21 protein-coding genes and 1 pseudogene are annotated in these 23,587 nt (G+C 39.6%); 4 read left to right on the top strand and 18 right to left on the bottom strand.

The features are described from left to right. Nucleotides 1-42: 42 nt before the first annotated feature. The 16 genes and pseudogenes from ftsX to NST97_RS16545 all read right to left on the bottom strand — a co-directional run bounded on the left by ftsX (nt 43) and on the right by NST97_RS16545 (nt 15,532). Complete coding sequence (gene ftsX / locus NST97_RS16620) at nt 43-933, bottom strand: permease-like cell division protein FtsX (RefSeq protein ID WP_340880964.1); 891 nt, start codon at nt 931-933, stop codon at nt 43-45. Then, the gene (ftsE, locus tag NST97_RS16615) at nt 926-1,612 is read right to left on the bottom strand and encodes a cell division ATP-binding protein FtsE (RefSeq protein ID WP_340880963.1); all 687 of its coding nucleotides are present in this window, start codon (nt 1,610-1,612) and stop codon (nt 926-928) included. The genes ftsX and ftsE overlap by 8 nt, the downstream gene beginning before the upstream one ends. Before the next feature lie 314 nt (nt 1,613-1,926). Next, nucleotides 1,927-2,259: a cytochrome c551 gene (gene cccB / locus NST97_RS16610; RefSeq protein ID WP_341343487.1), complete on the bottom strand. Its 333-nt coding sequence runs from the start codon at nt 2,257-2,259 to the stop codon at nt 1,927-1,929. Nucleotides 2,260-2,617: 358 nt separating this feature from the next. Continuing rightward, nucleotides 2,618-3,719 (bottom strand): peptide chain release factor 2 gene (gene prfB / locus NST97_RS16605; RefSeq protein WP_130158800.1). Its coding sequence is split into 2 segments (ribosomal slippage): nt 2,618-3,646 and nt 3,648-3,719, totalling 1,101 coding nucleotides; the frame shifts between segments, so codons are not numbered across the junction. 137 nt (nt 3,720-3,856) lie between these two features. Next, complete coding sequence (gene secA, locus NST97_RS16600; RefSeq protein WP_340807137.1) at nt 3,857-6,367, bottom strand: preprotein translocase subunit SecA; 2,511 nt, start codon at nt 6,365-6,367, stop codon at nt 3,857-3,859. A gap of 187 nt (nt 6,368-6,554) precedes the next feature. Then, a complete protein-coding gene (gene hpf, locus NST97_RS16595; RefSeq protein ID WP_063389201.1) occupies nt 6,555-7,106 on the bottom strand; it encodes a ribosome hibernation-promoting factor, HPF/YfiA family in 552 nt (183 codons plus the stop codon). A gap of 172 nt (nt 7,107-7,278) precedes the next feature. After that, complete coding sequence (locus NST97_RS16590; RefSeq protein ID WP_066249842.1) at nt 7,279-7,632, bottom strand: hypothetical protein; 354 nt, start codon at nt 7,630-7,632, stop codon at nt 7,279-7,281. Continuing rightward, the gene (gene fliS / locus NST97_RS16585) at nt 7,632-8,033 is read right to left on the bottom strand and encodes a flagellar export chaperone FliS (protein ID WP_063389203.1); all 402 of its coding nucleotides are present in this window, start codon (nt 8,031-8,033) and stop codon (nt 7,632-7,634) included. Before fliS ends, NST97_RS16590 begins: the two co-directional genes overlap by 1 nt. A gap of 56 nt (nt 8,034-8,089) precedes the next feature. Then, nucleotides 8,090-9,568, bottom strand: a complete 1,479-nt coding sequence (locus NST97_RS16580) for a flagellar hook-associated protein 2 (RefSeq protein ID WP_341343486.1) — start codon at nt 9,566-9,568, stop codon at nt 8,090-8,092. A gap of 15 nt (nt 9,569-9,583) precedes the next feature. After that, nucleotides 9,584-9,928: a flagellar protein FlaG gene (flaG, locus tag NST97_RS16575; protein WP_063389205.1), complete on the bottom strand. Its 345-nt coding sequence runs from the start codon at nt 9,926-9,928 to the stop codon at nt 9,584-9,586. Between the two features lie 227 nt (nt 9,929-10,155). Further along, nucleotides 10,156-11,943 (bottom strand): IS1182 family transposase, encoded by a 1,788-nt coding sequence (locus NST97_RS16570; RefSeq protein ID WP_341343485.1) that lies wholly within the window; start codon nt 11,941-11,943, stop codon nt 10,156-10,158. Between the two features lie 221 nt (nt 11,944-12,164). Continuing rightward, nucleotides 12,165-12,395, bottom strand: a pseudogene (locus tag NST97_RS16565) (group II intron maturase-specific domain-containing protein); the annotation flags it as partial. Nucleotides 12,396-12,455: 60 nt separating this feature from the next. Then, nucleotides 12,456-12,698, bottom strand: coding sequence for a reverse transcriptase domain-containing protein (locus tag NST97_RS16560; protein WP_066249849.1), 243 nt, complete (start codon nt 12,696-12,698; stop codon nt 12,456-12,458). Nucleotides 12,699-12,968: 270 nt separating this feature from the next. Then, the gene (locus tag NST97_RS16555; protein ID WP_063389206.1) at nt 12,969-14,081 is read right to left on the bottom strand and encodes a cupin domain-containing protein; all 1,113 of its coding nucleotides are present in this window, start codon (nt 14,079-14,081) and stop codon (nt 12,969-12,971) included. 24 nt (nt 14,082-14,105) lie between these two features. Next, nucleotides 14,106-14,585 carry a DinB family protein gene (locus NST97_RS16550; RefSeq protein ID WP_066248864.1) on the bottom strand — a complete coding sequence of 160 codons (480 nt, stop codon included), beginning with the start codon at nt 14,583-14,585 and terminating at the stop codon, nt 14,106-14,108. Continuing rightward, nucleotides 14,582-15,532 (bottom strand): fumarylacetoacetate hydrolase family protein, encoded by a 951-nt coding sequence (locus tag NST97_RS16545; RefSeq protein WP_094245184.1) that lies wholly within the window; start codon nt 15,530-15,532, stop codon nt 14,582-14,584. The genes NST97_RS16550 and NST97_RS16545 overlap by 4 nt, the downstream gene beginning before the upstream one ends. A 138-nt stretch (nt 15,533-15,670) precedes the next feature. On the opposite strand from NST97_RS16545, the gene NST97_RS16540 reads away from it, so the two are divergent. The 4 genes from NST97_RS16540 (at nt 15,671) to NST97_RS16525 (ending at nt 20,375) form a co-directional block, all read left to right on the top strand. Next, nucleotides 15,671-16,471 carry an IclR family transcriptional regulator gene (locus NST97_RS16540; protein ID WP_339194337.1) on the top strand — a complete coding sequence of 267 codons (801 nt, stop codon included), beginning with the start codon at nt 15,671-15,673 and terminating at the stop codon, nt 16,469-16,471. 14 nt (nt 16,472-16,485) lie between these two features. Beyond that, nucleotides 16,486-17,256 (top strand): IclR family transcriptional regulator, encoded by a 771-nt coding sequence (locus NST97_RS16535; RefSeq protein ID WP_340880956.1) that lies wholly within the window; start codon nt 16,486-16,488, stop codon nt 17,254-17,256. A 118-nt stretch (nt 17,257-17,374) separates the two neighbouring features. Beyond that, nucleotides 17,375-18,646 (top strand): phenylacetate--CoA ligase family protein, encoded by a 1,272-nt coding sequence (locus NST97_RS16530; protein ID WP_341343484.1) that lies wholly within the window; start codon nt 17,375-17,377, stop codon nt 18,644-18,646. Nucleotides 18,647-18,764: 118 nt separating this feature from the next. After that, nucleotides 18,765-20,375: an IS1634 family transposase gene (locus tag NST97_RS16525; protein ID WP_341343483.1), complete on the top strand. Its 1,611-nt coding sequence runs from the start codon at nt 18,765-18,767 to the stop codon at nt 20,373-20,375. A 1,048-nt stretch (nt 20,376-21,423) separates the two neighbouring features. On the opposite strand, the gene NST97_RS16520 is transcribed toward NST97_RS16525, so the two are convergent. Beyond that, nucleotides 21,424-21,996, bottom strand: coding sequence for a hypothetical protein (locus NST97_RS16520; protein ID WP_339194334.1), 573 nt, complete (start codon nt 21,994-21,996; stop codon nt 21,424-21,426). Nucleotides 21,997-22,029: 33 nt separating this feature from the next. After that, nucleotides 22,030-23,253, bottom strand: a complete 1,224-nt coding sequence (locus NST97_RS16515) for an NAD(P)/FAD-dependent oxidoreductase (protein ID WP_341343482.1) — start codon at nt 23,251-23,253, stop codon at nt 22,030-22,032. Between the last annotated feature and the right edge of the window lie 334 nt (nt 23,254-23,587).

Below are 23,587 nucleotides of genomic sequence, written 5' to 3'. Positions count from 1 at the left end.
CAATCAATTCGATCTGGTATGGCAAGAGCTGCCTAAGATAAACTACACTTTCAAAAACTTTCGAACAGACATTAAGCTTCCCCATATGCCGATTAAGACGCCGATTAACAATAAGATAGCCGATATTTGAAAAACAAAAGGAGAAAATGGCAACAACTCAACAAAAGAACCTTGAATATAAGGAACGGCAATATTTACTAAGCTATTGTAGCTGACAACTAAAACTGTAATTGGTATGACAGCTCCCAGCGCTCCTAAAAACAAACCTTCTAAAAAGAACGGCCAGCGTATAAACCAGTTTGTTGCACCAACCAGTTTCATAATTTCTATTTCTCGTCTGCGGGCAAATATAGTGATTTTTATAGTGTTTGAGATTAAAAACATCGCAGTAAACACAAGCCCTATGATCAAGACTATGCCGATATTTCTTGAAACGTTGACAACTTCAAACAATTTTTTCACAGTTTCTTCTCCATATTGAACATTTTCGACATAGCGCATTTTTTTAATTTCTTCCGCTACAACTGGAGTATCTTCGGGAACTTTCGTTTTGACGATGAAAACATCGTTTAAAGGATTATCCTGTTCAAATAGCTTGAATGACTCTCCTTTTTCACCGAAGCTTTTAATTAATTTTTCCAGCTCCTGGTCTTTGGAAGAAAATTGGACGTTCTCCACTTTTTCTAGATTTTTCAATTTCGATTCAAGTTGGTTTTGAGCGTTTTGATCTGCTGTCCTGTCAATTAGCACGGTTATTTCAACATCTTCTTCAATGTTGCTGGCGATATTATTTAAATTCATCATAATAACCAAAAACGTGCCGACCAAAAGAAGGGTCACTGTTACGGCTGATATAGAGGCTATGGACATCCAAGCATTTCGCCCAAGACTTTTTATCGCCTCCCGCAAATGACGACCGAGAGTTTTATTCATAAAGACCATACTCCCCTCTCGCCTCATCGCGCACAATTTTGCCGTCCTCAATAGCGATAACCCGCTTTCGAATCGTGTTCACGATCACTTTATTGTGGGTGGCCATTAACACCGTTGTGCCCCGATTGTTGATTTCCTCTAGCAATCTCATAATCTCCCAAGAGGTTTCAGGGTCCAAATTCCCTGTCGGCTCGTCTGCTATTACAACAGGCGGATTGTTTACTATGGATCTAGCAATTGATACGCGCTGCTGTTCACCGCCAGACAATTCGTCAGGGAAGAAACGGGCCTTATGCTTCAATTGCACAAGATCAAGCACATTTAATACTTTCTTTTTAATGTTCTTCGGATTTTCCCCGATCACTTCCAAAGCGAAGGCAACATTCTCATAAACAGTCAATTTCGGCAATAATTTAAAATCTTGAAAGACAACCCCGATATTTCTCCGCAAATACGGCACTTCTTTTTCTTTTAAGTTTTCTAGTTGTATACCGTTTATGACAATACTACCTTTTGTAGGCTTTTCTTCCCGATACATCAATTTGATAAATGTCGACTTTCCAGCACCGCTAGGACCTACGATGTATACAAATTCGCCTTGATTGATTTTTATTGAAATACCGTTAATGGCCAAAACACCATTCGAATAGGTTTTATAAACATCCTTCATTTCGATCATGCTATCACCTGAAGTCATTGAATTATTTCATTACTTAGTCAAAAAAATTTTTATAACTTGAAACTAATGTTATTTTCTATTCGTCTATTAATTATGAAGCAGAAAACAAATCTTACATCCTTTCCACAAAAAACATTATAACATCATTTTTCGTCAAAAATAGACCTTTTCATATTACATTTTTGTTTCAATATCATATTCCGAGGGAAAATTTTTAAAATTCTTGTAAAAAAAAGTACAAAATTTTCTATTATCTGCTATTTTTTTCTATAGCATAAAAAAGCGAGGGTGATCATGTCCCCTCGCTTCTTATGTTACTTTTGGCCTGCAAGCCACTCAGCGACAACATCTGCTTCGCTATCGTTCAATAAACCTTTTGGCATAGCGCCTTTGCCGTTTAAAATAATATCTTTTATTTCATCTTTGCTATACTTGCTTCCGACTTTCTGTAAACTCGGACCGGAAGCACCTTCAAGATTTTGTCCATGGCAGCTTGTACAATTTTGTTTTATCAGATCTTCTGCAGATGCAGTATTCTCAGCTTGATCTGTTCCGCCATTTGTTCCGCTTTCTTGGTCATTCCCGCCGCCCCCGCATGCAGCTAATACGAGTGAAAGACCAAATATTAAGATCAAGAACTTTTTCACTGCGAAATCCCCCTTCGCCAATTAGTCTCGAAGATATTATAACCTAATTATTGAGGTTTCAATCTGGAACAAATTGACCAACATTTGACAATCCTGTGAAAATAACTTGAATATTGATAAAAAAGAAAAAGGGTGTCTAATAAGTCGTTTTTACGCCTTATAGACGCCCCTTTAATGTTTTAAATGTTGATATATCAATGTTTATGATGTTTCGTTTCAATGGATTTTGACTTTCTGGACAGTCCCACACGTTCTCTAATCAAATGGAATTTAGGGCAGTTTTTCTTCGTCATTTTTCCGCATCACATTTCTATTCGCTCATCTTTTGTAACGAGTCATCGTCCTTTTCATAACAGCCTTAAGACAATTTTGCTCTTAAATATGCATCAATAAATGCATCAATTTCACCGTCCATTACAGCTTGGACGTTGCCGATTTCGACATTTGTCCGGTGATCTTTCACCAATGAATATGGATGGAAGACATAAGAACGGATTTGGCTACCCCAGCCAATTTCCTTTTGCTCTCCTCGAATTTCCGCTAATTCTTTTTCCTGCTCTTCAATTTTTAATTGGTATAGCTTAGATTTTAACATTTTCATTGCTCGTTCTCTGTTTTTAATTTGAGAGCGCTCCGTTTGACATGTCACGACAATTCCAGTTGGCAAGTGTGTAATCCGTACCGCCGAGTCGGTCGTATTTACGTGCTGCCCTCCCGCACCGCTTGAACGGTACGTGTCAATTTTCAAATCCTCGCTTCTAATTTCAATATCGATTTCATCATTAAATTCTGGCATCACTTCGCAGGAAACAAAGGAAGTATGGCGGCGGCCTGATGCATCAAAAGGAGAAATGCGCACTAACCGATGGACTCCTTTTTCCGCTTTTAAATAGCCGTATGCATTGTGTCCTTTAATTAACAGCGTTACACTTTTTATTCCTGCTTCATCACCCGGAAGATAATCGATCGTTTCAACTTTAAATCCTTTCTTTTCCGCCCATCTCGTATACATTCGCAGGAGCATAGATGCCCAGTCCTGAGATTCCGTCCCTCCTGCTCCCGGATGAAGCTCTAAAATCGCGTTGTTTTTATCGTAAGGCTCATTTAAAAGAAGCTGTAATTCAAAATTATTCAATTCCTTCGTTAATTTTTTCAATTCGGATTCAAGCTCTCTTTGCAAATCATCATCCGGCTCTTCTTTAATAAGCTCGTAAGTTACTTGAAGATTTTCATATGATTCATTTAAATGGTTAAATTCTCCGACAAGATCTTTTAAGGCGTTTGCTTCATTAATTACCTTCTGAGCTGCTTGCTGGTCATCCCAAAAATTTGGCGCAGCCATTTGCTCCTCTAATTTTTTTATGCGTGCTTCCTTCTCTTCTAAGTCAAAGAGACCCCCTAAAATCCGCTAATCGTTTAGCCATTTTCTCCAGTTCATTCCGAATTTCTACTAAATCCATTAGTCCATCACCTCTAAAAATTTTTTGCACAGTATACTATATTTTTGCAGATTCGCTTTGTCCACTTATACATTAGTTAAAAAATTTATGGGACAGGCGAGACTGACATCTCGCCACACCCATTCTATTTAAAATCGTTATCTTCCGCAACAATGTTTGTATTTTTTGCCGCTTCCGCACGGACATGGCTCGTTGCGGCCAACCTCTTTTGCTTTTCTGACAGGTTTCTTTTTCGTCTGGGCGTCTCCTTCTTTCGGCTGCACGGCTTCGCCGACCGCCACTTCCTGACGTTCCAAATTGTTTTGAATTTCAGCTTTCATTATATATTTTGTAACCTCTTCTTGGATGGACGCAATCATATTTTCAAACATTGTGTAGCCTTCCAATTGATATTCACGAAGCGGATCGGTTTGTCCGTATGCACGTAAATGAATACCTTGGCGAAGATGATCCATTGCATCGATGTGATCCATCCATTTTGTATCAACGGCGCGGAGTACAATGACTCGTTCAAATTCACGCATGTTTTCCTCGCCAAAAGCAGCTTCTTTCTCATCATAACGCTTCGTCGCTTTTTCCCAAATGATATCAATAATTTCATCCGATTCTTTTCCGCGAAGGTCATTTACATTAAAGTCATCTGCTTCATCCAAAATATTGGCTTTTACCCAGTCGACTAATCCTTCAAGGTTCCAGTCTTCTGGAAGCTCTTCTTCAGGCGTAAATGACTGTACAACACGGGTAATCGTTTGTTGAATCATGTCTTCAACATTTTCTCGCAGATTTTCAGATTCAAGCACTTCATCTCTTTGTTTATAAATAATTTCACGCTGCTGACGGAGCACATCATCATATTGAAGAAGCTGCTTCCGCGCATCAAAGTTGTTTCCTTCCACCCGTTTTTGCGCCGATTCCACAGCACGGGTAATCATTTTGCTTTGAATCGGCTGGGAATCGTCCATCCCAAGCCGATCCATCATGCTCATCATACTTTCCGAACCGAATCGGCGCATCAGTTCATCTTCCATTGACAAATAAAACTGCGTAACACCCGGGTCTCCTTGACGTCCAGAACGTCCTCTCAGCTGATTGTCAATTCTTCGGGATTCATGGCGTTCTGTGCCGATGACAGCTAATCCACCCAACTCTTTTACGCCTTCGCCGAGCTTTATATCCGTTCCCCGTCCGGCCATATTTGTCGCGATCGTCACAGCATTCTTTTGTCCGGCTTGTTCAATAATTTCTGCTTCCTTTGCATGGTTTTTTGCATTCAACACATTGTGCGGAATTCCCCGCTTCTTAAGCATATTAGAAAGCAATTCAGATGTTTCAACCGCGACTGTACCTACTAGAACAGGCTGACCAATCATGTGCCGCTGAACGATGTCTTCTACAACCGCTTTAAATTTCCCCTCCATTGTACGGTAAACGAGGTCCGGACGATCTTCGCGGATAACCGGCTTGTTTGTCGGGATGGTAATAACCTGCATGTTATAAATGTTGCGAAATTCTTCTTCTTCTGTTTTCGCAGTCCCTGTCATTCCCGCCAGCTTTTCATACATTCGGAAATAGTTTTGGAACGTGATCGTTGCCAACGTCATGCTTTCATTTTGAATTTCAAGGCCTTCTTTCGCTTCGATTGCCTGATGCAAACCGTCGCTGTAACGGCGGCCTTTCATTAACCGTCCGGTAAATTGGTCTACAATGATCACTTGTCCGTCTTCAACGACATAATCAACGTCTTTATGCATGACGACGTGGGCTTTCAGCGCATTGCTGATATGATGGTTTAGTGTAACGTTTTTTAAATCGAACAAATTATCAATATGGAAAGCACGCTCCGCTTTTTCAATCCCTTCTTCTGTAAGTTGAACGGATTTCGTTTTTTCATCATAAGTATAATCTTTATCCTTTTGAAGCGTTCTGACAAAAGCATTTGCCTGAATATACAGTTTGGTGGATTTTTGTGCTTGTCCAGAAATAATAAGCGGAGTTCTTGCTTCATCAATTAAAATGGAGTCTACCTCATCGATTACCGCAAAATGCAGAGGGCGCTGCACTTTTTGTTCCTTGTATAAAACCATATTGTCGCGCAAATAATCAAACCCAAGTTCGTTATTTGTTGAATAGGTGATATCAGCTTCGTAAGCAGCCTTTTTCTCCTCTTTTGACATACCGTTTAAATTTAAACCAACAGTCATGCCGAGAAATTCAAAAATTTTGCCCATTTCTTTTGCGTCCCGGCTTGCCAAATATTCATTGACGGTAACGACGTGAACGCCTTTCCGCGTCAACGCATTTAAGTAAACAGGCATCGTTGAGGTTAATGTTTTCCCTTCACCTGTCTTCATTTCCGCAATATTGCCTTCGTGAAGGGCAATAGCTCCCATAAGCTGTACTTTATATGGATACAGGCCGAGCACTCTGTGAGCGGCTTCTCTTACAACTGCATAGGCTTCCACAAGCAGATCATCGAGTGTTTCTCCCTTTTCAAGCCGTTCCGCAAACTCAGCTGTTTTTGACCTCAATTCCAAATCAGAAAGCTTTCTCATATCTGGACCGAGAGCATTTATTTTTTCAGCTATTTTTTCATAACGAGCTAAAGTGCGTTTATTCGGATCAAACACTTTATTTAAAAGTCCAAGCATCTTTAACGCTCCTTAATTTATTTTATTATTTTAGTTTCTTTTAAATTTTATCACTGCTTTTCCAAGCGTACAACTTTTGCTGTGTGAAAGTCTTTCCATAAACCCGTCCCATTTGTCTACATTTTATTTGCTTGAAGGTAAAAAAAGTACAGCCAAGGTAGGCTGCACTTTTTTTATATAATAAATTTTACTCATTCGGTTCAATTAATCCATAGCGGCCGTCTTTTCTGCGGTAGACAACATTTGTTCTATTTGTATCAGAGTTCGTAAAAACAAAGAAGTTATGGCCGAGCATGTTCATTTGCAAAATAGCTTCCTCAGTATCCATCGGCTTTAAATTGAACCGTTTTGTTCTTACAAGTTCGATATCCTCTTCATTCACATCAGTGTCATCATTCGTTTCCGCATTGATGAAATATTTAGCATCAACTTGTTGTTCACGAAGCTTCCGGTTTACTCTTGTTTTATGCTTGCGGATCTGACGTTCAAGCTTATCAACGACAAGATCAATCGCAGCATACATATCTTCATGATATTCCTCAGCACGCATCACTAAATGCGTCATTGGAATCGTTACTTCAATTTTAGATTCTTTGTCATTATAATATTTTAAATTCACATTTGCATCGGCTTGTACTCCATTATCAAAATAACGTTCAAGTTTAGATAATTTTTTTTGTACATATTCTCTTAATGCTGGAGTTACTTCAATGTTTTCCCCTCTAATGTTGTATTTCATATTGAGCTCCTCCTTTTATTAAGGGATATATATATAGTTCGATGTTTCGTTCGTTTTTCCTTTCACAAAATAAAAAAAATCGTGAACATTTTATGAATGCTGATGAGCGGGGAAAACGATTTTCACACTTTCATCCATCGCTACATGATCGTGTCTTTTTGTACATATATTGCTATTTTTTCTTATCATAAAAAATGCCATCAATAGTGGCATTCGCATAAGAGTTCATATATTTTTTTGTCATCTCTTTCTGGGCTTTCATCTTGACGATATCATGTTGTATCTCTTGTTTTATTAGTTTAAGCTGCTCAACAAGAATTTGATTCAATTGGATAATTTTTCTTCCTGCTTCTTTCTCCTTGGGCGTGAAGGGAGGATTCATGCTTTTTGTTAACTCCTCCCGTTTTGCCAGCAAGTCTTCTATTTTTTGTATCACTTGATCACGGTCGCGATGTTGATCTTTAGACCGTTTTGTCAATTCCACTAACTCTTCCGTTATTTCCAACAATTTTTCCACTTCGTCCATTACGCTTGTCCGCCTTCACTATGCCGCTGTTTCCGGTTGATTTGGATTACTTCTTTCCACGTATCTCTGAACTCTGTCACATATCCTTCCACTTCTTCAATAATGGTGACATCGTTTTTAAAATTGGCCTCAACAAGCCGTCGATTCATGTACTCATACAGTGCGTACATATTTTTAGAAATCTCAATATCCATATTTAGCGTGGCCATTAGTTCACAAATGATTCTTTGTGCTTTTTGCAAATTTTCGTTTTTTTGTTGGATAGATTTTTCTTCTATTGCTTTTTTCGCAAGCTTTAAAAATTTTAAACACCCGTTATAAAGCATTAACGTGAGTTCACCCGGTGATGCAGTTTGTACGCTGTTTTCCAAATAAGATTGATAAGGATTGTTCATTGCCATTTAAGACACTCCTCAGATATCATATCCATTAAAAAGTAAATAGTAAAGGCAGACGATTAAGCGCCGCCTCCAAATAATTGCATCAAATATGCTGACTGTTGGTTCGCCCGCTGAATCGCCTGTTCCATTGCCGTAAATTGCCGATAATATCTTGATTCGATTTGTATAAGCCGATCTTGAAAGGCATTGATTCGATTATCCAAATCTTTTAAGTTTTTTCCAATCGTAAACTGGTCATTTGTAGACAAAGACGTTCCCGCTTTGTCTTTGATTTTTGTCATCATACCTTTCAAAGAATCGCGGAGACGGCGGGCAATCCCTTTATCATTGTAAGATTCGCCGTCAGACATAAATAGTTTATAGATCGCTTCTGGATTTTCCTGAATTTTTTCCCGGAGTTTATTTTCATCAATTGTAAGTTTGCCTCGATCCAAATAATTGGCTGTTGTTGAAATCCCAATATCCGTAAGCTGCTTAAACCCTTTCAAAGCATCTCCGGCGACAGGAGAATATAAATCCAACCGCATTTGATTAAGACCGCTTGTTAAAATCGCATCGCCGCGAAGAAGGCCGCTTTTCGCTTTTTCTTCCCACAGCTCGATTTGCTTTTCCGTCATTTCCTCTTTTTGTTCATCCGTTAGAGGAGGAAAATTCCGGAAGCGCTCTTCTGTTAATTTGCCATTAATCTTTTCAATCACTTCATTATATTTATTAACAAATTTTACAATAGTATCGAGAATTGCATCAACATCTGTTGATGTAGAAATCGTAACAGGACTTGTCGTTACATTTTTAATTGTATATTCAATCCCCGCAATCGTAAATGTATTAGATGTTTGGACAGTTTCGTAGCCATTGATTTTAACTTTTGCATTTTGACCCGCAGTTTCGGGGATTAGGTTAAACGTTGTATCATCAAGTGAAAAACCTAGGCTTTGCAAAAAATCAAATGTTTCACTATCGGCAGCTTTAATCGTTCCACCTTCACCTGTTTTATTATTCGTTAAAACGAGCCTTTCCACACCAGATGAATCCTTTAATTTCATCCCCGTAACGCCTAGATTTGAGCTGTTGATTTTGTAGATAACATCATCAAGCGTATCATTTTCACCAATATTAATCGTCACTTCTCTCGTTTCTGTTGAACCTGGATCGGTCACTTCAAATTTTAGCGTTCTTGCACCAGATGTAAATTTATTTAACTTTGCTGCACTATATGTGGCAGCCTTAGCCAATTGTTGGACTTCAATCGCTGTCGACGTATTAGCTGAAGCGTTGATTGCCTTTGCCACAACAGCTGACTCATCAGAGCTCGTCACTTTTTTTTGCCGGAAATTCGACAGTCTGTATACGCCGTCAAAAATCAATCTGTCCAATTCGTCCAACAGCTTGTTGATTTCCCTGTAGCTGTCGCGCTGCCATTCAAAAATTTGCTTTTGTTGGACCATTTTATCGAGCGGAATTCTTTCCGCCTTCATTAAATCTTTTACGAGAGCGTCAATGTCCATTCCGCTTGCCAAACCGACAATTCGCATTGTTTCCACCCCTAGTTAAATTTTCCGATCCACGATTAATCCCATCAGCTCTGCCATTGCCGCATATATATCAAGCATTTTTTTCGGAGGAATTTCCCTGATGACTTCGTTCGTCTCTACATTGACAACTTGTACAAAATATTCTTTCAGTTCTTCATGAAGTACAAATTGAATCGATGTTTTAATCGGCTTCAAAAAATTGTTCAAATCCTCAATTGCTTCCTCCAGCGTAACTTTAGCTTTTTTTTCTTCTTCTTGGACAGGCTGCTGGTTTTCAGGCATTGACAATTTTTCCTCTTTTCCTTGCATATCCTGCAAAAAAGCATTATTATTAACACCGGTTATCTTTTGTATTCCCATATTCCTTCTCCTCCGAGGAATTCTTGCTATTTTATTTATCGGTAAAAAATTGCCTTGTTTTAGCATCTTTTGACAAAACATTCATAACTTTATTGAAATGATTTCTTAATTTTTAAAATATTGAGTTTATGAAATCGGTAAGCTGAAGGGCTGCTTAAAATCCACACAACCATTTTTTATTCTTCTAAAAGCTTAGGTCGTTTAAGATGGGGAAGGCTTCCAATTTACTAGTAGAGTAGAAAACTGTTTTCAAAGGGCTTGTCTAAAAAGTCCATAAAAACAGAGCGAATGGAGAAAACAATGAGTTTTTCCATTCGCTCTGTTTCCTTATTTTTGAAATTGGTTTGGGAATTTGCGGCCCATTTCAGTATGTTGTGGGCCATTGCCACAATCCCGAATTCTGTTCGGACTTTATGAAGCCCCCGTAACAGAAATCGAGTGAAACGCAAATTGCCCTTGATGTTACCGAACACACTTTCGACATCCACTTTACGCTTCGCATAAAGAGCTGCCTTTTGTTCGTCACCAAGAGCTGCTTTGGCTTTCGCTTTCATTTCTTCATAAATCGTGTTCCAATATACTCGACGATTTCCTTTGGCTTTCGTACACCCATTCTTCAACGGGCAATCCGTACAATCTTCACACTCGTACACTTTCAAATCTTGTATGTATCCAGATGCATTTTTTCTTTTTTGATAATACTTGAATACGACTTTCCGATTGTTCGGACAGATAAAGCAATCGTCTTCTTCGATGTATTTCCAGTTTTGTACTTTTGATAAATCCTTTTTAAACTTTTTACTTTGTTCCTTCAAATAGGTTTGGTATGGGGCTAATAATTCAAAACGAGGTTCTTTTTCTTCGCCAATCGCATATAAATAGTTTTCTTCACTCGCATATCCTGCATCGGCAATGACATACTTGAGTTTCTTTTCCTTCGGCATCGATTCCAATAACTTTTCCATAAATGGTTGGAAACAGCGAGTATCTCCTGGATTTTGATAAATTTCAAATCCCACGATAAATTGATGTTGTGTGGCGAGTTGAACATTATAACCCGCCTTGAGTTGGCCGTTTTTCATATGGTCCTCTTTCATTCGCATAAAAGTGGCCTCATGGTCGGTTTTCGAGTAGCTATTTCGTTCACCTAGAATCTGTTTTTGTACTTTGTATTTTCGTAATCGTGGAAGATAATCCGTTTGAATCGTTTTCAGTTGTTTGGTGAGTTGGGATTTTTTAGAGCGAAGTTCTTTTTTTCTTTCTTTGTCTTCTTCCTGTTTATAATCTTTTTCCAAAGCTTCTATTCTCTCAGAAAGTTGTGCCGATGATTTTTCTAATTCTTCTTCTAATTGTTCTTCTTTTAATTCCTCCAAGGCGATTTGGTGCGCTTCTTGTAGAAACGATTGAATTTTGGCTCGTAGTTTCTGATCATATTTTTCTACGGATTTTCGCCATACAAACGTATATTTGTTGGCATTCGCTTCTATTTTCGTACCATCCACAAAAATATGGTCGAGGTCGATAAGTCCTTGTTCTACTAGTTGAAGGACAAATTGTTCAAATACAGAATCCATCATGTTTGACATACGAACACTACGAAAATCATTTATTGTGCGATGGTCAGGGGTTTGCAATCCCGCCAACCACATCATCGGAAGATTTTCTTTCACCATTTGCGCTATTTTCCGACTTGAATAAACATTTTGAGTGTACGCATATAAAATCACTTTCAATAACATTTTAGGGTGATAGGGTGCACGACCCCCACCAACATAATGAGTATACAACACTTCATCCGGAATCGATTCCACCATTTCATCCACTAAACGGGCGACATGATTTTCAGGAATATACATTTCGATATCTAAAATGCTCATGACTTGACGATTGCAATAAGGTTGGAAAACTAGTTTTTTGCGTTTCTTATTCTTTTGAACCTCTATTTTTTGAATACCCTCTAGAGTCATTTCTAATTGCGTGTTATAATTTTCTTGAATAGTCATTTGATTATTCATAAGAAATCGTCCTTTCTGTAGAATGTTTTTTGGTCAATTTCATTCTATAAAAAAGGACGATTTTTTTGTACCCTAAAAACAGAAAAAAGGGCTGAGCCCAAGGTCGATTCAATCGACTTTTCGGACAGCCCCTTTTGCTCTCAGCTTCCCCTCATCAAACCGTACGTGAGGTTTTCCCTCATACGGCTTTCCGACGTTCTTCCTTTGGCTTTCGTTCTTGTCTAACTTGCTAATTTCACTAATAAGCCTTGTGTTAATTTTATAACTTCTTTCATTCTCGCATGTTTCTTCCTTTGGTTCTTCTTCTTATTCCAGTACAGAGTAAGTCTTTCTAATACATACCAGTCCACTTTATTTAGCCACTTCTTGGCGATGGACGAAATACTGTAGTAATTCTTAAATCCTTGTAAAATTCGATTGAGCCCTTTCACCAGTTCTTTGATGTCCATAAATCGCTTGTTCCTTGGACTCGTATATTCCTTAAATTCATTTTCATTTTCTTCATGGCTTTCTTACTTGGAAATGTGAGACATGACATAAACTTTCGAGCCACCCTTGTTCATCACAGGAAATTTCCGATGGTGTAGATCTAGAAAGTCAAATCCGTTTGTGTCGTCCCATAGGCTGACCAGTTTGGATTTCTCTGTGTTGATTTCAAGGTCGAGTTTCTTCATGATGGCTTTTAGTACTTGAATGCTCTCCAGCGCCTCGTTTTTCGTGCGACACATGATCACGAAATCATCTGCGTATCGCACCAGTTCTCCTAAGTGTAGGAACTTCTTCTTTCATATCGTGTCCATATAATGCAGGTAGCTGTTCGCTAAAAGAGGCGAAATGACTCCGCCCTGCGGGGTACCCTTTTCGGTGTTATGAAACTGTCCATCTTCCATTACACCTTAGCTGGGCGCGCTAAAAAACAAAACCCCTTTTTCAACAATAGCTTTGTGAAAAAGGGGTTTTGAAAACCTCGTCAAAAGGTTCAGTTTTAATTTGGACCGTCAACTGCTCCATTATGCTTGCTAAGTTTAAACGAATACAGGTTGAAATTCATCGGTCACTTGTTGGAATCCATTATTTTCTTCATAAGCTTCTTCACGTTCCACATCAAATCTTTCCATAATCGGCAAATCATTCGCAGAGAACAGGTAAGAATCTTTTTCGGCAACATGCTCATGCCACGCCCAATTCGGAACAACGAAGAAATCGCCGCTTTCCCAATCAAAGCGCACACCGTTGATAATACTGTACCCAGATCCTTTATAGACATGGTAAATAGTCGAGTGCGTATGACGGTGAGCTTTTGAATGAAACCCTTTTGGAAGCAATTGCATCCAAGCGGAAATCGTCGGATTGGCTTGTTTGCCTGTTGAAGGATTGATATATTCAACCGCATATCCATCGTACGGATCTGGATCAAAGCGTTTTAAACCTTGAATAGCTGCTTCAGTCTGCTTCCATTTATAAGACCCTAACGGAGCGATTTTTGGTTCACGGTCAGAAATTGGACGAACCATGCCGCCTTCATATCTTTGCGATGAGTAATTATCAGGAACTTTCGGTTGTTCAATTCCGTCTGGATAAGGATCAAAGAACGTGCCGCCAATCGAATAGATAGTTGGAATATCAAGACAGTCCATCCAAATCATCGGCTCATCACCCGGATGTCCATGACCATGCCAAAGCCCTTTCGGAGTAATGAGATAATCGCCTTCCTCCATAAAAATCCGCTCGCCTTGCACAATTGTATAAGCGCCTTTTCCTTGACTGATAAAGCGCAGCGCACTTTGCGAATGGCGATGCGAAGGCGCTACTTCACCGGGAAGAATTAATTGTACGGCAGCATAAAGCGTTTGTGTTGTTGATGCCCATCCCCAAGGCTTTCGATAAGTCAATCCAGGATTTTGAAAATAAATCGCCCGTCTTTCCCCGCCGCGCTCAGGAGTAAAAATTTCAGTTGCTTCCATCAATTTTTTATAAAGGGTTTTCCATTTCCAAAGATACGCTTCAGCTTGCGGAGTTGGCTGGCGATGCATTAAATCTGGAATAGCATCCCAAAGCGGTCCTAGATGGTATTGCTCAATATCTTTTGTGAAATCTCGGACAATTTTACTTTTAAAAAACTCATTTTTTTCCGCCATGATGAACTAACCTCCTCTATTCTTTTAAAGCTTTGATAAATTACGTTGAATTTGGCTATAATGCTTGCTTGCATGTTCGACAAGCAGGTGGTCGACAATAAAAGACATCGGTTTTGTTCCGAAACGAGGATTGCGGCTCGGAGCCTCTGATTTTAAATCTTCTTCTGACAGCTTGCTCAACACTTTTTCCACTTGATCTTTTACGTTTTCAAGCTTGTTTAGCACGTCTGAAACTTCACGTTTTTCTGTATTAGCAACAGCAGCAAGCCTGTTTTCATCCGTAAGTCCTCTTCCCCATTCTGCACCCGGCGACTCAAGCAGCCGCTCAATTTCGTTTAACCAGTATGGAATCGCTTCTTCAACATGGCAAAGAATTTGCATGATGGACCATTCTTCTTCCGATGGATTCCAACGAATGGTCTCTTCTGAAAGACTTTTTGTAGTTTCAATCATTTGGTCAATGGATTGTTTTATGCTTTCAATCGCTTCGTTCATATTAGTCATTCGCTGATCTCCCCCGTCACTTTTTTCACTTTATTTTCTAATGCACCGATGCCGTCTATCTCGATGCGGACAACATCTCCATCTTTTAAAAATACTTGAGGGTCTCTCGCTACACCAACACCTCCTGGAGTTCCTGTCAAAATGACATCTCCCGGCTCAAGGGTCATAAGTCCAGATAGAAATTCAACCAAGTACTGTACGGAAAAGACAAGATTTTTCGTGTTAGAACGCTGACGTTCTTCACCGTTAACCGTTAAGACTACTTCCAGCCCAGAAGGATCTGACAGCTCATCGGTTGTTACTAACCACGGCCCCATCGGAGCGCTTCCATCCACTGTCTTGCCTTGAAGCCATTGCAGCGTACGGCGTTGAAGATCCCGGTAAGTCACATCATTCACAATTGTATAGCCTGCAACATAATCCAATGCTTCTGCTTGGGAAACATTGCGCGCCCGTTTTCCAATCACAAAAGCAAACTCAGCTTCATAATCCAGCTGATCGGAAATTGGATAATGAGGAATGTCATCCTCCGGTCCGATGACAGTATTCGCGAATTTCGCAAAAACTACAGGATATGGAGGAATCTCTCTTCCCATTTCCAAAATATGCTCCCTGTAGTTATGGCCTACGCAAATCATTTTCCCCGGCGACGGCACTGGTGCTTCCACTTTGACATCTTCTTTGGAAAACACAAGCTGCTTTCCTTTATATTTTTCATGTTTTAAAGCAAATGCAACTGCTTCTTTTGCATAGTCCAAGCTTTCCTTTCCGCCTTGCAAAAATCCGTTCATATCTGCCGGCACATACGCCTCAGCAATTTGTTTGAAGCGCAATTTCCCTTCCGATTCCAGCTTTTTTTCAAATGCGGCATGCAGATCAATCACTTTTCCATCCTCAATTGCACCGATGCGTGTGACGCCTTGTTCTGTAAACGTGATCAGTTTCACTATTGAAACCCCTTTCATTGATTATGGTCTTGTTACCATCTTAATATTGAAAAAAATCTAAAAATACATTATTTTTCTTATATACAGAACAAAAATGGATTTCCTCATCAATCAAAAAATTTTTTACAGGTGATATGGATGGCTTCTCAAAGTAAAAAAAGAATTTCTTCTGTTGAAAACGCTTTAAAAATTTTGAAAAGCTTTTCAATGGACGAACCGGAACTGGGTGTGTCAGAAATAGCCGAAAAGCTAAATATCGGAAAAAGCACTGCCCACAGACTTTTAACAAGCTTAGCCAGCGAAGGATTTGTATACAAAGATATAAACACAAATCATTACAGTTTAGGTGCTTCGATCTTGACATTAACAAGCATCGTTAGCTCCCAATTGAAAATTTTAAATGAGGCGACGCCGGTTCTAAATGTTTTAACAGAGGAGACAGGCGAAAATTCGCACATTTCCATATTAGAAGGCACCGAAATTATTTATTTGCAAAAAATTGAATGCACCTATCCTTCAAAAAAAGAATATACCCATATCGGCAGAAGGAATCCTGTCTACTGCACAAGTCCCGGTCAAGCCATTTTAGCTTTTGAAGACGAAGAAGTAATCGAGAAAATTTGCTCGCAGCCCTTCAAAAAATACGGTCCGAACACGATCACTTCACCCGAGCAATTAAAAGAAAAGCTTTTGAAAATAAAAAAAGAAGGCTACGCCGTTTGCAATCAAGAGTTCCAAAAAGGGATCATCGGAATCGGTGCGCCCATTTTTAATGAACATAATAAAGTGGTTGCAGCAGTGAACATTACCGGCTCTACGAAGCGAATCAATTCCATTAACATCAAGCAGCTTATAAAAAAAGTGGTGAATGCGGGAGAAAGAATTTCTGAATTAATAAAACAGAGAAAAACGAAGCAATTGTTCGGCAATGACGACTAGACTGGAGGACTAACATGAGCGAAAAATATTTGCTGTCATCTGTGAAGAACGCAATGAAAATTCTGCGTCTTTTTACACATAAACAAAAAGAGCTAGGGATTACCGAAATATCAAAAAAATTAAATATTTCCAAAAGCAGCGCCCATCGCCTTGTTTCATTGCTTGTAAAGGAAGGATTTTTATCAAAAAATCCCCGGACAAACAAGTATCGATTAGGCCTTTCGATTCTAACATTAGGAGGCGTGATTTTCAGCAATCATGAGTTGTACAAAGAAGCGCTGCCCATTGTAAAAAGGCTTGTTCACACATTAAATGAATCCGCCCATATTTGTCTTCTGGAAGAGGATCAAGTAGTGTATTTGTTCCGAATTGAAAGCAGCCAGCCCGATCGGCTGTTAACATATATAGGGCGGAAAAATCCGATTCATTGCACAAGTGAAGGGTTATGCATTCTGGCTTATCAAAACAAACGAACAATTGAAAAAGTTTTGTCGAAAAAATTATATGCATACACTCCCTATACGATCACCGATCCAGACATTTTAAAAAATGAGTTAAAAAAAATTAAAAAACAAGGATTTGCCATATCAAAAGACCAATTTTATGTCGGGTATGTCGGGATCGCAGCACCAATTCGCGATTATTCCGGCAAAGTGGTGTCTTCACTGTCCATGATTGGCTCAACTTCCAGAATGACAGATGATCGGTTTCCAGTCTTTATTGAACATATTACGCAAGCAGCTAAAAGCATATCAGAGCATTTAGGTTATATCGACGGAAAATGAGTACATTTTTTAAAATTTTGAATTTTTTGTTTTGTATAAAAGAACTAGAATATTCCTTTTTCTTTCTTTTCTGACTATGATAAGAAACTAGCTACAAGTCTAAAAGGGAGGAATATTCATGGTTCATACAGTACAAACACAAGAAAACGAACTTAGGTCGCTGCAATTGCAAAAACTGAATCGATTGTTACATTTTGTTTTGAATCATAATGAATTTTATAAAGAAAAACTTGCCGGTTTAAAGCTTCCGCTGCAATCTTTGGAAGAAATGAAAAAGCTTCCTTTCACAATGAAAAAGGAATTGGTCGATGATCAAAACAATCATCCTCCATACGGCAAAAACCATTCATACCCTTTAGAGGAATATGTAAGATACCATCAAACTTCCGGCACTTCAGGGAAACCGCTGAAAATTTTAGATACAAAAAAAAGCTTTGAATGGTGGGAAACATGCTGGCTGGAAGTTTATCGCTCCAGCGGAGTTACGAAAAAAGACAGAGTATTTTTCGCCTTTTCGTTCGGTCCTTTTATTGGATTTTGGGCTGCATTTGAAGGAGCAAAACGATTAGGTGCCCTTTCGATTTCATCCGGCAGCCAAACTTCGATTGAGCGATTGAGAAGCATGATAGAAAACAGAGCAACAGTACTAGTCTGTACTCCAAGCTACGCTTTACATCTGGCGGAAGTAGCGGAAGAAAACGGCATTGATATTAAAAATGGCCCTGTCCAAAAAATCATTACGGCTGGTGAACCTGGAGCCTCTGTCCCTTCTACACGAAAGCAAATTGAAAGTTTGTGGGGAGCCGTTTTATATGACCACGTAGGCATGACAGAAATGGGAGCATACGGTTATTCTTGTTCAGAACAAAAAGGGATTCATGTCAATGAATCGGAGTTTATTGTAGAAGTGATCAATCCTAACACGTTGGAGCCGGTTGAAGTTGGTGAAAAAGGAGAATTAGTATTAACCAATTTAGGAAGAGAAAGCTATCCGGTTATTCGCTATCGGACAGGCGATATCGTGATCCGGTCTGATCAGCAATGTGAATGCGGCAATTCTTATCAATTTTTCCCTGGAGGAATTCTCGGCCGCGCAGACGATATGGTCATAATACGGGGCATTAACATTTACCCGTCTTCCATTGAATCCATTATTCGCGAATTCAAAGAAGTGAAAGAATTTCGCATCGTGTACTACACAGAAAATGAAATGGATCAAATCAAAGTGGAAATTGAATCCGATTCTGAACAAATCGTGCCTATCCTCGCAACAAAATTAAGAGAACGAGTCGGTTTAAGAATTCAAGTTGAAAAAGTTCCAGACAACGAGCTGCCTCGCTTTACAATGAAACTCAAGTTTGACACCATTTCACTACATGTGGATAACTAAAGGTGATTATACCAATAGTTATCCACTTTTTTTATCGAAAATATAATCATTATGTAGTGTTATGTGGATAACTTTTGTATATCCAATAATATGTAATATATGTTATACTATTAGTGCTATGTATATTCGAATTAATAAGCAAAAAAATAAAAATGGTTCAGTTCGTCAATATCTACAAATATGTCGTACATTTCGTGTAGACAATAAAGTTCGGCAACAAACGCTTTGTAATCTAGGGAGGTTAGAACATTTATTAGAGAATGGCTCTGTCGATAACATAATCGAGGGATTAGCCAAATTTTCAGAGCGTTACTTTGACCGAATTCACGGGCAAGGGTCTTCCTCTTCTGTCTCCGTGCTTTGGACAAAAGAGTTTGGGCCGGTTTATCTGTTCCGAAAGGTATGGGAAAAGTTAGGGCTTGGTCGGCTATTACGTAAAATCATGGATGATTCCGAGGCTGCTTCTCGGTATGACGAAGCCATTTTTGCCATGGTGTTAAACCGTCTCATGGATCCCAATAGTAAGCATTATATCTTCAAACAATGGATCGACACGATTTATGCAGAAGGTCTTTCAGACATTCAACTCCATCACTACTATCGTGCATTAGACTTCTTAAGTGAACAAAAAGAAAAAATTGAGGAACAACTTTATGGACATTTAACCGATTTAACCTCATTAGAAGTAGATATCGTGTTTTACGACACGACAAGCACCTATTTCGAAGGAGAGGAAGCAGACGAACTGCTGGCTCACTATGGTTACTCCAAAGATCATCGTGGAGATCGAAAACAAGTCGTGATTGGCTTATTAATGACCAAAACAGGGATTCCGATTGGGCATCAAGTCTTCCCTGGAAACATGCATGATACGAAGACGTTTGGCATGGTGGTTGAAGACCTGAAGAAGCGCTATCCTATTCAGAAAGTCATTCTAGTGGGAGACCGCGGAATGGTTAGTGAAGCCAACTTAGATCAAATTCGTGAACTGGGCATGGAATATATTGTGGGTGTCAAATTACGAAAGTCGAAGAAAGCCCAAGAGCTATTATCCATCCGTGGGCCATATAAGAAGGTTCTCCCGAATCTAAAAGTGAAGTCAAAGAAAATCGATGGCGAAACGTATGTACTCTGTTACAATCCGGACGCTGAAGAACGTGATCGAGCGAGTCGTCAAGTCGTGTTAGAAAACCTTCAATCGAAGCTTGATGAACTCGGTCCATCTGGACTCGTCAAAAACCGTGCGTATTCCAAGTTTTTAACGATAGAAAAAGCATCGGCCAAAATTGATGAAGAGAAGGTATCCAATGACGAAAAGTTTGACGGAAAGTACGCCATTCGGACCAACTCGTCATTAACGGATGAAGAGGCAGCACTTGCCTATAAAGAGTTGTGGAGAGTGGAACAAGCCTTTCGTAACCTGAAGTCGAATCTAGAACTTCGCCCGATGTACCATCGAGTGGAATCTCGTATTCGAGGCCATATCATGGTTTGTTTCCTTGCGCTTGTCATGGAATCCTTTTTGGCCTATAAGCTAAAAGAAATAGGATGCCAAACAAGTGTAAAGGATATTTTGCATGATGTAAGCCAGGTGAAGGCCTCGAAAATACGCGTGAATGGTGAAGAGCAAATCGTTCGTACAGAATTACAAGGTCAAGCAAATCTAGCATTTGAAGCACTTGTCACACAAGCGCCTCCTAGAGTATTAGAAAAAAACACGTGCCACTAACAAGTGTAGTGGTACGTGTTGTGGGTAAAGTCCAAAACACCAGTATTTTCGGGCTTTTCTTTAGTGTACTCTGTCAAACTTGAGTGAAAGCGAGAAGGGTTGTGGACAATCGAAAAAAAAGATAAACACATATATATTTTTGAAAACGTTTTCCGCATAACTAGAAAAGGATGAAGATTTTCTTATCTCCAAAAAATCGAGTAGGAGGGAGCGATTAACTCCCGTCCTCTCACACCACCGTATGTACGGTTCCGTATACGGCGGTTCCATTAAGATAATTGACGCAAGTTTTCATAACTTCCGTGAATAGCTGTTCTCTTTATGCCAGTGGTCACTCCACCCTCCAAGAGGTCTCCCACGGGATTCACCGCTTCCTCCCTCAAGTGAGGTACTACGTTTTCTGTGTTCATCATGACTCACTGAATGCCAAGGGCTATTCTCTCTTAATTGTTCGGTCCTTCTTAGTTGTTCTAGACCAACTAATACTATGACCTCTGCTGACTTCTGACGGTTCAGCTACTTATCACTAAGTAGGTTATGAAGAGTACTTCACATATCCGCCAGACCTCCCCGGGTAAGTACATGCACTTTCACACCATCTATCCGCCTCATTTACTCGATATGACCTTCGACAGAAAGAGCTTTGTTTTGTTTTGCAAACTCACTCAATCATACCTAGCCTTATATGAGGTTCGTGTTCCTCGGACCGGTGTTTTGCCTCCAGCTTCCTTCAGATTCCGCGTCACCACGGACACCCTTTCGTTGAGCTAACCTCTACTTCTGTCTTCGGGGTTCGGGACTTACACCCTATAGTTCATGTACATGCCGGGCGCACATAAAGCAGCCTTGCTTCATTTGTAAGAAGACAAGGCTGCTATTTTGCATAATTTTATTCTTCAAACTTAAAAACGGCTTTTTTCTGACAAAACTTGCATTTCTTTTTCGTGTAATGACTTAATATTATGACATGCGGTGCATCTAACAGCTTCAGCGATTCCTTTACATGCTTTTCGCACGAAAATATGGCTGCCGCACACATATGGAACCCCTACATTATATAAAATGTTTGGTTGTTTGAACCTAATGGAATATGTCCCATTTCTAAAATATCAACTAAATAGGCAAATGGATTTTCTCCCCATTCGTTTATATTTGCAACCAATTCCCATGCGCATGCCAACAAGCTGATGTACATGGCATGGCCAACTAAAAACCGAATGAATGATTCATCTGAAAATGTTTTGAAGGCACCTTTATAGACTTCATGAAATACAGCTTCCGGCAAATGATAGACGATTTCGTTCAAAATTTCCTCTTGTCCGGATTGATCAATTTTCTCTTTCAGCCTGTCAGGCAGCACCTTCAATGCTTCCCATAAAGAGCTGTTAGTTAACCGAATGGTATCGTATATATTTCCAATTTCATCTTTTGAAATCCACTTAATTTCGCAATTTTCTATATTCAGTGATTGCAAAAATTTTTCTGCTTTATTCTGGACGTCATCATGAATTGTTCCGACATGCTGGTACCAGTTAATGTTTAGCAGACGATCCGCCATTTGATTGACTCGTTCATGCTTGAAATCATATGAAGCATGGTTCTCAATGAGCGTAATTGACATGTTTTCCACCCCTTTATATAAAATCAAAAGCGATTAATATTTTGTTGTTAATTCAGGCGGACCAAATTTTGGGCCATAAGGACCTTCATCAAGCCATCTTCCTAATTTCGGCACAATGGCTGTTAAAGATGCTGCAATTTCCCTTTTTAAATTCATTTCTGGAGAATTTCCTTGCAGGTGATGCAATGCAGTCGAAGAGCTGTTGCGATTCCACAAGCCTGCAATTCTCCGTTCATTTGCCGCTTTTTCAATCGCTTCGCGTCTTTTCTCTTCGCTTGAAGCATCAAGAGCCTTTTCAATTCCTTTAACAGCAATTAAAGCATCAGGAACCCCCGAATTCAGCCCTCTAGCACCAAATGGTGCAAATAAGTGGGCAGCTTCTCCGGCCAACAAAACTCTTCGTTTTTCGTCTGTATATGAATTGGCGACAACTTGATGAAATCTGTATGATGATACCCACGTAATCCGTTCTGCATATTTAGGATCCATAACTTTCGGAAGCCATTTTTTTACTCCTTCCACTTCCGAATATTCATCTGGATTATCGTCTTCCAGCAGTTGAAGGTCGATTCTCCACCCGCCTTTGAACGGTACAAACATCACATTCCGCCCGCCCATTGCCGGATGCTGATAGTGGAAAACCCTTTCAAGCGGCAGCGGATCATTTTCATCTTCTTCAACATCAACGACAAGAAATGTATCTTTTGTTCTTGGTCCTTCAAATTTTAATCCTGCTGTTTCACGGACGACAGAACGAGCGCCGTCACAACCAATCACATATTCCGCTTCCCAAACATCCCCTTTTTCTGTCACCACTTTAATGCCGTCTTCTTCTGAAATCACTTCTTTCACAGGGGCATCCCATACAAATTCAACGCCGGCTTTTTCACAATAATCATATATAATCGATTCAATATGATTTTGATGTAATGACGTAAATGGAGGAAGCTTTGTCGGATCACTAGTATCCGTCACACCGTAATTTCTTACGTACACTTCTTTCCCTTTATAAATCGTGCGTTTTATCGGCCAGACAACACCATTTCTCGCAATTTCAAAACCAAGTCCTTCATCAATGCTTTCAAGCAGCTTCAACGTTGCGTTATGAATATAAATTGCTCGGCTTCCAGGTCTTGGCCGCCCTTTCGGCTCTGCTTCAATCACGACAGAAGAAATTCCTCTTTTTTTGAGTGCCAATCCTGCTACAAGGCCAACTGGACCGGCGCCTACAACGACAACTGTACGCTTGTTGCCCATGACATATCTCTCCTTTACATAAATGAAATGGATGGATTGATTGATGGAAACGCTTACTATGATTCTATTATAATGGCATTTTTTCTTTATTCGTCACTCATTTGTTCCTCTATGCGGGACAAATAAAATACCTTTGCTATTTTTTTAAATTGAATGCCCCTCGCGTCTGCAAGGTGCCAGATTTTCTTTGCGGGAGCTCGATAAGGTATATGTTGAGTTTGGGATTGCGGCATCAGCTCATACATGCTGAAAGGGGCTGTCCGATGAGTTCCTAAAATGAAGGATTTGGGAGAAATACTACCGTGAAGGACAAAATAATCGAATAAAATTTGCA

It is taken from the genome of Aeribacillus sp. FSL K6-1305, from assembly GCF_038050115.1.
Taxonomy (GTDB): domain Bacteria; phylum Bacillota; class Bacilli; order Bacillales; family Aeribacillaceae; genus Aeribacillus; species Aeribacillus composti.
Note: the sequence above shows the minus strand (reverse complement) of the source record. Positions and strands in the feature narration are given on the sequence as shown.